Here is a 12,483-nt window from a genome sequence, read left to right on the forward strand (position 1 = left end):
TCAGAGCGTGCGCGAGACCTCGGTGGGGCTGAGGCGTGCGGCGCGGGGACGGGTGGCGCCCTCGGCGGCCGGCAGGCCGACGTTGAGCACGAGGAACGACCGCCAGCCGGTGCCCGCGAGCAGGTCGGCGTCGATCCCCGCGGCGTCCATGCCGCCCATGGGCCCCACGTGCAGCCCGGCGGAGCGAAGCCCGACGACGAGGTAGCCCGCCTGGAGGTGGGCGTTGTCCCGGGCCATCGCGACCCGGGTGGCCTCCTGCTCGGCCAGGGACGCGGCGACCGCGCTCGCGTGGGGCGCGAGCACGCCCATGGTCTCGTGGAACGCCGGGTCGGACGCGAGGACCACCGTGAGCGGCGCGGCCAGCACGCGCTCGCGGTTGCCCTCGGCCATGTGCGCGGCGAGGCGCTCGCGGCCAGCCCCGCGCCGGACGACGACGTAGCGCAGCGGGGAGGTGTTCATCGCGGTCGGGCCCCAGCGGGTGAGGTCGTACGCGGCGTGCACCAGCTCCTCGGGGACGTCGTCGGGCGCGAACGCGTTGACGGTGCGCGCCTCGCGGAACAGGAGGTCGGCGACGTCGGCGGTGACGGCGAGGGTCGGAGTCTCGGTGCTGGTGGTCATGGTCGGTGAACGCCCCGGCGGGTCGGGGGGATTCCGCGCGGCAGTGTGAGCCGCGTCATGCCCGGACGGCCGACTCACGGCGGGTGGTCCGCGCGCACTACCCTGGGCGGCATGAGCGAACCCCTGGTCCTGGGCATCGAGACGTCGTGCGACGAGACGGGCGTCGCGCTGGTCCGCGGCCGCGAGCTCCTGGTCGACCAGGTCGCTTCTTCGATGGAGGAGCACGCGCGGTTCGGCGGCATCATCCCCGAGGTCGCCTCGCGCGCCCACCTGGAGGCGATGGTCCCGACGATCCAGAGCGCGCTCGCACAGGCGGACGTCGACCTGAGCGAGGTCGACGCGATCGCGGTGACCGCCGGGCCCGGGCTCGTCGGCCCCCTGACGATCGGCGCCTCGGCCGCCAAGGCGCTCGCCGTCGGCCTCGGCAAGCCGCTGTACGGCGTCAACCACGTGATCGGTCACGCCGCCGTCGACGAGCTCGTGCACGGCGCCTTCCCCGAGCGCGCGCTCGCCCTCGTGGTCTCGGGCGGGCACTCCTCACTGCTTCTGGTCGACGACATCGCCTCGGACGTCACCGAGCTCGGCCAGACGCTCGACGACGCCGCGGGCGAGGCGTTCGACAAGGTCGGTCGGCTCCTCGGGCTGCCGTACCCCGGCGGCCCGCACATCGATCGGCTCGCCCGGGAGGGGGACCCGGAGGCCATCCGGTTCCCGCGCGCCCTGACGCTGCCCAAGGACCAGGCCGAGCACGCCTACGACTTTTCGTTCTCGGGGCTCAAGACGGCCGTCGCCCGGTGGGTCGAGGCGCGCCAGGACGCCGGCCAGGACATCCCGCTGCACGACGTCGCGGCCTCCTTCGCGGCGGCGGTCGCCGACGTCCTGACGGTCAAGACGATCCGGGCGTGCGAACGGCACGACGTCGACACCCTCGTCATCGGTGGCGGCTTCTCCGCCAACTCCCAGCTGCGGGAGATGGCTGCCGCCCGCTGCGCCGAGGCCGGCATCACGCTACGCATCCCGCCGATTCGCTACTGCACCGACAACGGCGCCATGATCGCCGCGCTGGGCTCGGCGGTCGTCCGGTCTGGTGCGCCAGCGTCGGACCTGCGGTTCGGGGTCGACTCATCCATGCCCCTCACGCTCGTGCACCTGTGACGCGGACCTGGCGGCTCGCGCTGCTCACGGTCGCGGCCGTCGCCCTGCTGGCGGTCGCCGCCGCGGTGGCGGTGACGGTCGTCGACCGGGCAGGCTCGGGCCCGACGGAGGTCGATGCCGCCACCGTGGCTCCGGTGCCGTTCGACCACCTCCCCGTGGTCGTCCGGCGCGCCGCAGGGGAGGCGGGGGGCTGCCCCGCGCACGCGTACCGGGCTCCGACCGAGCCCGAGGGAGGCGGCGAGAGCACGATGTTCCGGCTCGGCGACGAGTCCTTCCTGCTGGTGGTCTGCCTCGGGCCGGCAGATCAGCACCCGCCTCTGGCGCGGTGGGGCGAGGGGGCGGACGCGTCGGAGCTGACCGTGATCGACCTGGGCTACGAGCAGCGCGCGGGCCTGGGGCTCGTCGTGCGACAGGAGACCACGACGGGGAGCGGCGGGCGGTTGCTCACCGACTGGATCTTCGAGCGCGAAGGTTGGCTCTTCGCCGTCGGGCACCTGCGCGCTGACGCCGCGAGCGGCACGGACCTGGAAGCGCTCCTGTCGAGCTGGACGTGGGGCTGACGCCCGACCGGGTGGCCGGCTAGAGGGGTCGCCCAGCGCGCATCTCGGCGACGAGCGCAGCCACGACCGCGGGCAGGTCGCCAGCGTTGCGCCGCGCGACGGCCCGCTGGCGCTGATAACTCGCGCCTTTGTGCAGGATCGTCCGGACGCCGTCGAGCTCCGCGAGGCAGCCGAGCCGGGCCGCCGTCGGCTCGAGCTCGGTGAGCAGGCGGGCGATCGAGTCGCGCACGAGCTCCTCGTTGCCCTCGCGGTCGAGGATGATGATCGCGTCCATGCCGTACCGGGCCGAGCGCCACTTGTTCTCCTGCGCGAACCACGGCGGGATCGTCGGCAGCTCCTTGCCCTCGTCGAGCATGGTCGACAGGTGTTCCACCAGGCAGTGGTTGAGCGCGGCAAAGGCGAGCACCTCGGTGATGTTGGACGCGCCGTCGCAGATCCGCGTCTCGAGCGTCCCGAAGCGCGGGGAGGGACGCAGGTCCCAGCGCACCTCGTCGAACTGGTCGATCACGCCCGTGTGCATCATGTCCGCGACGTATCCCTCCAGCTGCTCCCAGGTCTCGAACTGGAAGCCCAGCCCCGCCGTCGGGAGCTGCTGGAACATCAGCGCGCGGTTCGACGCGTAACCGGTGTCTTTGCCGCCCCAGAACGGGCTCGACGCGGACAGCGCCTGCAGCTGGCCGTAGTAGCAGAGCAGGGCCCTCTGGATGGGCAGGACCTTCGCCACGTCCTCGATGCCGACGTGCACGTGCACGCCGTAGATCAGCATCTGCCGTCCCCACCACTGGGTCCGGTCGATCAGCGTCGCGTACCGCTCCTTGTCCGTCACCCGCTGGTTGCTCCACCGGCCGAACGGGTGGGTGCCCGCGCACATCAGCTCGGCGCGCAGCGGGTCGAGGATCTCCTGGATCTCCGCGATGCTGCGCTCGAGGTCGTCGCCGGCCTCCCGCACCGTGCGGGACACACCCGAGACGATCTCGACGGTGTTCAGCAGCAGCTCCTGGCGGATGTGCGGGTGCTGGCCTCCGTCCGCCGGCGCGACGGCGTCGATGACGGTCTGGGCGACTTGGCGCAGGTCGCCCGAGTCCTTGTCCACGATCGCGAGCTCCCACTCGATGCCGATCGTGGACCGCTCGGAGGCGGCGAAGGGAAGATGCATGTCACCCGTCCTGGTGGTCAGCGGCCAAGGGCTCGACGACGATCACCGACTGTGCGCCGGCAACCCTGGTGCACACGATGGTGCGTTCTGACGATCCCCGCAGGTCGAGCTGCTTGCGCAGCTGCTCGGGGACGATCGCGGTGCCCCGCTTCTTGATGGTCAGGCGTCCGACGTCGCGCTCGCGGAGGTAGGTGCGCAGGCGCTTGAGGCCGAACGGCATGACGTCGAGCACCCGGTAGCCGCGCGCGAGCGCATAGCCGGGGCGCGGGTGCGCGGTGGTCACGTACGCGATCGTGGGGTCCAGCAGGTGGCCGTCGAGCTCGCGCGCGACGGTGGCGACGCGCCCCGAGCGGATCACCGCGCCGTCGGGCTCGTACAGGTAGTCCTGCAGCGGACCGGCGTCGGCGAGGTCGGGCCCGGTGACCGGAGGGACGGCGTGACCGCGGACGCCCTCGGGCGTGGTGACCAGCACGAGCGCAGAACGCCCGGGGCCGTCCGGGGCGAGGGGGCCGAACCACAGGCCGGCCTCGACGACGTCTCCGTCGAGCGAGACCCACTGGGCCTCGGCGTCCGCGGGCAGCCCGTCGTGGGCGATGCCGGGGCCGACCTTGATGCCCAGGGCGGGCACGGCGTCGCGCAGCGCCCAGACGGCGTCCAGCGGCGGCTCGTACGCGCGGGGGTCGAACACACGCTTGCCGCTCGAGGTCCGTCGGGCGGGGTCCGCGTAGACGCCGTCGACGCCCTCGGCGGTCAGGTCGAGTGCCAGGCCGTCACCGAGCCGCACCTCAGCCTCCGGGAAGTGGCGGAGGTTCACGGTGGCGATCGCTGCGGTGAGCTCGTCGATCTCGGTGGCCAGGACGCGCAGGCCGGAGGCCGCGAAGGCCATGGAGTCGGCCCCGATCCCGCACGTGAGGTCGGCGATCTTCTGGGTGCCTGCGGCGCGGAAACGGCCGGCGTGCTGGGCGCCCACGGAGAGCCGGGTGGCCTGCTCGAGGCCCGCGGGCGTGAACAGCATCCCGTCGGCGAACTCGCCGAACTTCTCCCGGCCGCGCGTCCGCAGCCGGGACTGCGTCAGGACGGCGGCGACGAGGTCGGGGTCCACGCCCTTGTCGCGCAGGGAGCCGGACATCGCCATCGCCAGCTTCTCCTCGTAGGGCGGCATCGCGTTCAGCAGGCCCCAGCCCTCCGGCTGCAGGAGCTTGGTCAGCGCGGCGTCATCCATGCGCCGATCCTGCCACGGGCACAGGTAGCGTGCGCCCGGCGGGCCGTGGGGCGAGGCGTCCGCTCCCACCGCATTGGCACTCACCTTGACCGAGTGCTAACCACGTCCTAGATTTGGCCTCGGAACACCTCGCCAGAGGTGAGAGCGGACCAGGTCCCGGTCGGCACCCGCGACGACGCCCGGGGCGCCTGAGCCGCTCAGCCCATCCACCCGTAGGTTTCAACGCGAAGGGGGAGGTCCGCTGTGTCGGTCCCCATCAAGCCGCTCGAAGACCGGATCGTCGTCAAGACGCTCGACGCTGAGCTGACCACGCCTTCTGGCCTGGTCATCCCGGACACCGCCAAGGAGAAGCCGCAGGAGGGCGAGGTCCTCGCTGTCGGCCCCGGTCGCATCGACGACAACGGCAACCGTGTCCCGCTCGACGTCGCCGTGGGTGACAAGGTCATCTACAGCAAGTACGGCGGCACCGAGGTCAAGTACGCCGGCGAGGAGTACCTCGTGCTCTCGGCGCGCGACGTGCTGGCGGTCGTCGTCGGCTGACGACGTCCCGCAAGCCTGGACGGGCCCCGCACCCTCGTGGTGCGGGGCCCGTCTGCGTCTGCGCGCTCTTCGCGGCCGCGGCGCCGCTCGCTCGTTGGTCCCAGCCCGGGCGTGAAGAAGCCCCGCAACCCGAGGGCTGCGGGGCTTCTGGTACTCATCGCTCCGGCGGCGGCGATGCCGGTGATCACCTCACCGGGCTGACACGCCGACGCCGTGCGATGGGATCGGGGGTCAACTCACTGCGGCGACGCGCTGCTGGTCGGCGAGGATCGCTGCGCGCTCCTCCTCGCTCAGCCCGCCCCACACGCCGTAGGGCTCGCGCACCTTGAGCGACTGCTCGCGGCACTGCATCAGCACGGGGCACGAGGCGCAGATCGCCTTGGCGGCCTCGGCGCGCTTGCGGCGCGCGCTGCCGCGCTCCCCCTCCGGGTGGAAGAACAGGGTGTCGTCGTAGTCGCGGCAGGACCCCTGGTACTGCCACTCCCAGAGGTCCATGACGGGGCCGGGGAGACGGGAGAGCTCAGTCATGGTGACCTCCTGAAGAAGTGGTTCGCGATGTCGTCGTGCGGGAGGACCGAGGCCCTTCCGCTGCGCTGCCTGAACCGTACAACCGTTTCAGAAGTTGTTCAAGTCTCGATCTGAAGCGATTCAGCGCCGCCTCCGAATCGTTTCAGAAGTGGGTCGGCGGTCGGGGGGCTTCGCGCCAATCGCGCCAGGTCCCGACGTGCAGGGCGCCCTGGCGCGTTCTAGTGGCGTTCCGGTCAAGATGCTGGGCAGAATCGAGTCATGCCGACCTCGGAACCTGGACGCCCTGACGACAGCCCGACCGACAAGCCGGTCGAGCTCTCGGCGGCGCGGGCCAAGCCGGGGGTGGCCGTCGCGGTGGTCGCCCGTCGCCTCGGCGTCGCTCCTGCCACGCTGCGGACCTGGGACCGGCGCTACGGGCTGGGCCCCTCCGAGCGGTCCGCAGGCTCGCACCGCCGGTACACCCGCGACGACGTCCTGCGCCTGATGGTGATGCGCCGGCTCACGCTCGAGGGTGTCGCTCCGGGCGACGCCGCCCGTGCCGCGCTCGAGGCCGACCTCGACGTCGAGCGCGCTCGCCGCGCCAGCGCGGTCTCGGCCCAGCAGGAGGCCCAGTCCAAGGAGCAGGCTCGCCCCGTGATGCCGCCCGAGGATCCGTCGCGTCCGAAGGTCGTGCACTTCCAGCGCCCGGGCACCGGGTCGACGACCGCCACGGCGGTCTCCCCGTCCGACGTGGTGGACGCGGCGCTCAAGCACGACGGCGGCGCGACCGCCAGCCTGCTGCGCCTGGGCCCCGAGAGCGACGTCCTGCGCTGGTGGACGCACCTGGTGTCCCCGGCGCTCGACAAGCTGGGAGAGCGCACCGTCCTCGCCAAGCCCGGCGAGGCGCCGGCCATGGTGCTCACGAGCGCCGCCATGCGCGTCATCCGCGAGCACCAGGAGGCGCGCAGCGGTGGGACCGCGCACCCGAGCCAGATGCGCCGGATCGTGCTGATCTTCACGGCACCGGGCGAGCCCTACCCGCTCCCCGCGCACACGATGGCGGCGGCCCTGAACAGCCGTGGTGTCGTCGCGCGCATCGTCACCGGTCCGGCGAACGCGCACCGCGCGCAGGAGGTCGTCACGATGGTCCGGCCGGCGGCGGTCGTGCTCGTGACCGGCATCGCCCAGCCGGAGCTCGGGATCATCGGCTCGCTGCACGAGGCCAACCCCGACTTGCCGATCTTCGTCGGGCTCAGCAACGACGAGGCCGCCTCTGACCTGCCGCTGTCCGCGAACGTGCAGCGGGTGCGGAGCTTCTCGGGACTGTTCTACGAGGTGCACGCGATCGCGTCGCGCGAGGACTGAGACCGGCTCGGGACCGGTCGCGGGAGCGCCGTACGATGGGCAGGTGACTGAGACGACCCCCGCCCGCGATCCCTTCGGCTTCACCGGTCTGACCTACGACGACGTGCTGCTGCTCCCCAACGAGACGGACGTGATCCCGAGCGAGGTGGACACGACCGCGCAGCTCACCCGGGAGATCTCGGTCGCCGTGCCGCTGGTCTCCGCCGCGATGGACACCGTCACCGAGGCGCGGATGGCGATCGCCATGGCTCGCCAGGGCGGCATCGGCATCCTGCACCGCAACCTGTCGATCGAGGCCCAGGCCACGCAGGTCGACATGGTCAAGCGGTCCGAGTCCGGGATGATCACCGACCCCGTCACGGTCGCGCCGGACGTGACCCTCGCCGAGCTCGACGCGCTGTGCGGGCAGTACCGGGTGTCAGGGCTGCCGGTCACGGACCCGGACGGCATCCTCGTCGGCATCATCACCAACCGCGACCTGCGGTTCGTCGCGCCGAGCGACTTCGCCCGCCGGACCGTTCGCGAGGTCATGACGCCCATGCCGCTCGTCACGGGGCCCGTGGGCATCAGCAGGGAGGACGCCGCGGCCCTCCTGGGGAAGAACAAGATCGAGAAGCTCCCCCTGGTGGACGAGGCCGGGCGCTTGCGCGGCCTCATCACCGTCAAGGACTTCGTCAAGACCGAGCAGTACCCGGACGCGACCAAGGACGACGAGGGCCGCCTCCGCGTCGGTGCGGCGATCGGGTTCTTCGGGGACGCGATGGACCGAGCCGGAGCGCTCGCCGACGCCGGGGTGGACGTGCTCGTCGCGGACACCGCGAACGGGCACGCGCGGTTGCTGCTCGAGATGATCACGCGGCTGAAGAAGGACCCGTTCTTCGCGGGCGTGCAGATCATCGGCGGCAACGTCGCGACGCGCGCGGGCGCGCAGGCGCTCGTCGACGCGGGCGCGGACGGCGTCAAGGTCGGCGTCGGGCCGGGTTCCATCTGCACGACGCGCGTCGTCGCCGGGGTGGGCGTGCCCCAGGTGACGGCGATCTACGAGGCCTCCCTGGCGTGCCGTCCCGCCGGGGTCCCCGTGATCGGCGACGGCGGGCTGCAGTACTCCGGCGACATCGCCAAGGCGCTCGTCGCCGGAGCGAGCACCGTCATGCTCGGCTCGCTGCTCGCGGGCTGCGACGAGAGCCCGGGGGACCTGGTCTTCGTCAACGGCAAGCAGTACAAGCTGTACCGGGGCATGGGTTCGATCGGTGCGATGGCCTCGCGCGGCAAGAAGGCTTCCTACTCCAAGGACCGGTACTTCCAGGCGGACGTCACGAACGACGAGAAGATCGTCCCCGAGGGCATCGAGGGGCAGGTGCCCTACCGCGGCCCGCTCGGTGCGGTCGCCCACCAGCTGGTCGGTGGCCTGCACCAGTCGATGTTCTACGTCGGTGCGCACACGATCCCGCAGCTCCAGGAGCGCGGCCAGTTCGTGCGGATCACCCCGGCCGGTCTGAAGGAGTCGCACCCGCACGACATCCAGATGACCGTCGAGGCGCCCAACTACACCGGTCGCTGACCTCGCCCGTGGCCCGTCGCCGCCGTCCGGCTCCGCTGCCGGTGCGCGACGGGCTCAACCCGACGCGCCTGGCGCTCCCGCACGGGGTCGCCCATGCCACGCTCGTCGACCACCTGGTGGCGCGGTTCCCGGACGACGCCGCACGGCTGCGCCGGGTCGTGGCGGCGGGGGAGGTGGTGGACGAGCTCGGGCGCCCCTACACGTTGGCGTCGGCGTACCCGGCGGGCGGCCTCGCCTACCTGTACCGCGAGCCGCCCCGCGAGGAGCGGGTCCCGTTCGAGGTCACGGTGCTGCACCGGGACGACGACGTCGTCGTGGTCGACAAGCCGCACTTCCTCGCCTCGACGCCCCGAGGGGCGTGGGTGGCCGAGACCGTGCTGGTGCGGCTGCGCCGCGAGCTCGACCTGCCCGAGCTCTCGCCCGCGCACCGGTTGGACCGGCTGACGGCCGGGGTGCTGCTGCTCACGACCCGACGCGAGCTGCGCGGACCGTACCAGCGGCTGTTCGCGGAGCGGCGCGTGCGGAAGGTGTACGAGGCCGTGGCGCCGTACCGCCCCGACCTCACGCTGCCGGTGGACGTCGCGAACCGGCTCGAGAAGCGGCACGGCACCCTGCAGGCGCAGGTCGTCGCGGGGGAGGTGAACGCGGTGACGCACGTGGAGATGGTCGAGCGGCTGGATGAGTCGCGCGCGCGGTACCGGCTCGAGCCTCGCACGGGACGCACCCATCAGCTGCGGGTGCACATGGCCGGGCTCGGCGCGCCGATCGAGGGCGACGACCTCTATCCCGACGTGCGTGCCGTGGCCCCCGACGACTACTCACGGCCCCTGCGCCTGCTGGCGCGTGAGCTCGCGATCCCGGACCCGGTGACGGGGGTCGTGCGCACGTTCGTGTCCCGGCGATCCCTCACCGGCCCCGAGGCCTGATCGTCGCTGGTGCGGCTTGCCGCTCCGGAGTCAGGGGGCGACGAGGACGAGGAAGAGGAAGCACACGAAGGCAGTCCTCTCTCCGGAGACGATCCGCGGGGGCAGGAGCTCGGGCGGTGCGAGCGGCGACGGGGCCGGCTCGTCCATGGCCGCAATGGTGAACCCGGCGGCCGTGTACGCCCGCGTGATCGCCGTCAGCGGGCGGTGCCACATCGTCAGCGTCGTGGTCTCGCCGTCGAGCTCGACCTCCTCCTGGTAGCGCCGGGTGGCGAAGTAGTCCTCCTGGGGACAGTTGAGCGTGCGCGCCATGGGGTGGTTGACCGAGACGATGAGTCGGCCGTCGGGGCGCAGCACCCTCCGGATCTCCTTCAGCGGTCCGTCCCAGTCCTCGAGGTAGTGCAGCATGAGCGGTAGTCGTCCGAAGCCATGGGGCTCCTCTCGTCGGGTGCTGCCGGGGTCCGCAGGCCCGTCGAGCGTGGTGACGCGTGGCCGGACGGGGAGCTCAGTCGAGCGCGGGCTGCAGCCGGCGCTCGGCCGTGAAGGCGTCGCCGGGCGCGGGCACGAGGATCCGCTGGTCGACCAGCCACTCCTCGCTCGCCCCGGGCCCGGTGAAGCCGTTGCGCTCGCGCCAGTCGTTGAAGCTGCGCGCCCAGGTGCGGTGGGCGTCGAGCTGGTAGGTGTGGAGCTCGTCGAGCGAGAGCTCGCCCAGCCGCGGGTACCGGGCGGCGATGGCCGCGAGGACGTCGAGCGTCGCGATGACGTCGACGTCCGCGGTGTGCAGCTCGCCGGCGTCGGTGATGCCGTAGACGCCGCAGAGGTCGACGAGCTTGCGCTTGCCCCGCCGGAACCTGTCCTCGCTGCGGTCGAGGACGAGCGGGTCGATGATGCCGACCGGCTCGCAGCCGAGCCGCTCGCCCAGGGTGGCGAGCCCGTGGCGGCGGAGCTCGGCCTCGAGGATGCACAGGTCGAAGGTCGCGTTGTACGCGACCACCGGGGTCCCGGCGGCGATGGCAGCGGCGAGCTCGCTCGCGATCTCCTCCAGGGCCTGCGCCGGGGCGACGCCGTGCTCGCGGGCGTGCTCGGTCGAGATGCCGTGGATCGCGGCGGCCTCGGCCGGGATCTCGACGCCGGGATCGATCAGCCAGGTCCGGACGCGGGTGCCGTCGGGGTCTCGGTGTACGAGCGCCGCCGTGACGATGCGGTCGTGGCCGACCTGCACCCCCGTCGTCTCGGTGTCGAAGCCCAGCAGTGGTCCGCGCGTCCAGCTCATGGTGCCCTCTCCTCGTCGTCGTGACGAGCGTGCCACGAGCGGGTGACACGGCCCGGGAGGACGTCACGGGCGTGGCGCGTGCGACTCCAGGAACGCGTAGACCTCGGAGGTGTCGACACCCGGGAACGCACCGACGGGCAGCGCGGCGAGCGTGCTGGCGTGAGGCCTGGCGGCGGGCCACGCCTGGCCGGACCAGCGGTCGGCCAGCGCGCCCGACGGCTCGCGGCAGCAGTTCACCTCGGGGCAGCGCGACACCGATCGCTCGGTGGTCTCCCGCCCGCGGAACCAGCGGACCTCCCCGAACGGGACGCCCACGCTCACGGAGAACGCGCCGTCGGCGCTCTCCTGCGTCCGTGACGTGCACCAGAAGGTGCCCGAGGACGTGTCCGTGTACTGGTAGTAGGGGCTGAGCTTGTCCTCGATCGCGAACACCGTCCGGGCGGTCCAGTGCCGGCACACGGGCTGGCCCTCGATCGCGCCGAGCGCGTCGGCCGGGAACCGCACGCCGTCGTTCTCGTACGCCTTGTGGATGACGCCGGACTCGTGGACCTTCATGAAGTGCACGGGGATGTCGAGGTGCTGGGTGGCGAGGTTCGTGAACCGGTGTGCGGCGGTCTCGTAGGTCACGGCGAACGCGTCGCGCAGGTCTTCGACCGAGATGCGCCGTGCCACCTTGGCCTCGCGCAGGTGAGTGACGGCGTCGCCCTCGGGGAGCAGGAGCGCCGCGGACAGGTAGTTCGCCTCGACGCGCTGGCGCAGGAAGTCCGCGAAGCCGCGCGGCTCGGCGTGGCCCAGCACGTGGCTCGACAGCGCCTGCAGGAGGGTCGAGCGGGGGTCGCTCGAGCCCCGGCGTCCTCCCGGCAGGTAGATGCGCATGTGCCGCAGGTCCAGCACCGACCGGGTGGAGTGGGGCAGGTCCCGGACGTAGTGGAGCGTGAAGCCGAGGTGGCCGGCGAGGTCGGCCGCGAGCCGCTGCGAGAGCGGGCCGCCCGGGTGCCCGACGGCGTCGAGCAGGGCCTGTGCCTGGGCCTCGAGCTCGGGGAAGTGGTTGTCCTGTGCTCGCATGGTCGCCCGCAGCTCGGCGTTCGCGCGCCGCGCCTCCTCGGGGGTTGCGGCGCGCTCGGTGTGCAGCCGGGTGATCTCGCGGTGCAGCGCGACCAAGGTCTCGAGCGCGTCCGTCGGGAGGGTCGCGGCGAGGCGGACCGAGGGGATGCCGAGCGCCGCCAGGCTCGGGCCGCGCTGGACCCGCTCGAGCTCGATCTCGAGCGCAGCCCTGCGTGAGGGCGCGTCGGTCCGCAGCAGCTCCGACGTCGTCGTGCCCAGTGCCGTGGCGATCTGCTGCAGCTGGGAGAACTTGGGCTCGCGCTTGCCGTTCTCGATCACGGAGACCTGCGAGGGAGCACGGTCGATCGCCCGGGCGAGCTCGTCGATCGTCATCCCGCGGGTGCGCCGCAGGTGCCGCACCCGCCGCCCGATCGTGAGGGCGTCGGGCTGGGCAGCGACGTCGTCGACGACGTCCGGGGAGGCGGGGGCGGGGGGCGTGCTCGTGCGTCGTTGCACCGGGGTCGAGGCCATGCGTCACTGTGACACGCGCCACTTCTTG

At 72.5% G+C, this 12,483-nt stretch carries 13 protein-coding genes; 6 read left to right on the forward strand and 7 right to left on the reverse strand.

What is annotated here, in order from left to right; translation table 11 throughout:
- The gene (locus BMZ30_RS02305) at window positions 1–618 is read right to left on the reverse strand and encodes a malonic semialdehyde reductase (RefSeq protein ID WP_093374678.1); all 618 of its coding nucleotides are present in this window, start codon (window positions 616–618) and stop codon (window positions 1–3) included.
- 111 nt (window positions 619–729) lie between these two features.
- Here BMZ30_RS02305 and tsaD point away from each other — a divergent pair, with 111 nt between their 5' ends.
- Both tsaD and BMZ30_RS02315 read left to right on the forward strand, forming a co-directional pair.
- Window positions 730–1,773 carry a tRNA (adenosine(37)-N6)-threonylcarbamoyltransferase complex transferase subunit TsaD gene (gene tsaD, locus BMZ30_RS02310; RefSeq protein ID WP_093374680.1) on the forward strand — a complete coding sequence of 348 codons (1,044 nt, stop codon included), beginning with the start codon at window positions 730–732 and terminating at the stop codon, window positions 1,771–1,773.
- Complete coding sequence (locus BMZ30_RS02315; protein WP_093374682.1) at window positions 1,770–2,333, forward strand: hypothetical protein; 564 nt, start codon at window positions 1,770–1,772, stop codon at window positions 2,331–2,333. Before tsaD ends, BMZ30_RS02315 begins: the two co-directional genes overlap by 4 nt.
- A 19-nt stretch (window positions 2,334–2,352) precedes the next feature.
- Here the strand turns inward: BMZ30_RS02315 and BMZ30_RS02320 are convergent, their stop codons facing one another.
- Window positions 2,353–3,489: a glutamate--cysteine ligase gene (locus tag BMZ30_RS02320; RefSeq protein ID WP_093374684.1), complete on the reverse strand. Its 1,137-nt coding sequence runs from the start codon at window positions 3,487–3,489 to the stop codon at window positions 2,353–2,355.
- 1 nt (window position 3,490) lies between these two features.
- Window positions 3,491–4,711 (reverse strand): class I SAM-dependent methyltransferase, encoded by a 1,221-nt coding sequence (locus BMZ30_RS02325; RefSeq protein WP_093374686.1) that lies wholly within the window; start codon window positions 4,709–4,711, stop codon window positions 3,491–3,493.
- Window positions 4,712–4,954: 243 nt separating this feature from the next.
- On the opposite strand from BMZ30_RS02325, the gene groES reads away from it, so the two are divergent.
- Entirely contained in the window at window positions 4,955–5,251 is a 297-nt protein-coding gene (groES, locus tag BMZ30_RS02330; RefSeq protein WP_093374688.1) for a co-chaperone GroES, read from the forward strand.
- 231 nt (window positions 5,252–5,482) lie between these two features.
- Here the strand turns inward: groES and BMZ30_RS02335 are convergent, their stop codons facing one another.
- Window positions 5,483–5,779 carry a WhiB family transcriptional regulator gene (locus BMZ30_RS02335; protein ID WP_093374690.1) on the reverse strand — a complete coding sequence of 99 codons (297 nt, stop codon included), beginning with the start codon at window positions 5,777–5,779 and terminating at the stop codon, window positions 5,483–5,485.
- Between the two features lie 258 nt (window positions 5,780–6,037).
- Between BMZ30_RS02335 and BMZ30_RS02340 the strand changes: the two genes are divergently transcribed.
- Genes BMZ30_RS02340 through BMZ30_RS02350 form a run of 3 tightly spaced genes read left to right on the forward strand, consistent with a single transcriptional unit; the run spans window position 6,038 to window position 9,610 of the window.
- Window positions 6,038–7,123: a MerR family transcriptional regulator gene (locus BMZ30_RS02340; RefSeq protein WP_093374692.1), complete on the forward strand. Its 1,086-nt coding sequence runs from the start codon at window positions 6,038–6,040 to the stop codon at window positions 7,121–7,123.
- 43 nt (window positions 7,124–7,166) lie between these two features.
- Window positions 7,167–8,684, forward strand: coding sequence for an IMP dehydrogenase (gene guaB / locus BMZ30_RS02345; protein WP_093374694.1), 1,518 nt, complete (start codon window positions 7,167–7,169; stop codon window positions 8,682–8,684).
- Between the two features lie 8 nt (window positions 8,685–8,692).
- Window positions 8,693–9,610: a pseudouridine synthase gene (locus BMZ30_RS02350; RefSeq protein WP_229828315.1), complete on the forward strand. Its 918-nt coding sequence runs from the start codon at window positions 8,693–8,695 to the stop codon at window positions 9,608–9,610.
- A gap of 30 nt (window positions 9,611–9,640) precedes the next feature.
- On the opposite strand, the gene BMZ30_RS02355 is transcribed toward BMZ30_RS02350, so the two are convergent.
- From BMZ30_RS02355 to BMZ30_RS02365, 3 genes are all read right to left on the reverse strand, one after another.
- Window positions 9,641–10,015 carry a class I SAM-dependent methyltransferase gene (locus BMZ30_RS02355; protein ID WP_093374696.1) on the reverse strand — a complete coding sequence of 125 codons (375 nt, stop codon included), beginning with the start codon at window positions 10,013–10,015 and terminating at the stop codon, window positions 9,641–9,643.
- Window positions 10,016–10,112: 97 nt separating this feature from the next.
- Window positions 10,113–10,880: an exonuclease domain-containing protein gene (locus tag BMZ30_RS02360; protein ID WP_093374698.1), complete on the reverse strand. Its 768-nt coding sequence runs from the start codon at window positions 10,878–10,880 to the stop codon at window positions 10,113–10,115.
- A 63-nt stretch (window positions 10,881–10,943) separates the two neighbouring features.
- Window positions 10,944–12,455 (reverse strand): helix-turn-helix domain-containing protein, encoded by a 1,512-nt coding sequence (locus BMZ30_RS02365; protein WP_093374700.1) that lies wholly within the window; start codon window positions 12,453–12,455, stop codon window positions 10,944–10,946.
- Window positions 12,456–12,483: the final 28 nt, after the last annotated feature.

The organism is Flavimobilis marinus, assembly GCF_900113055.1.
Classification (GTDB): Bacteria; Actinomycetota; Actinomycetes; order Actinomycetales; family Cellulomonadaceae; genus Flavimobilis; species Flavimobilis marinus.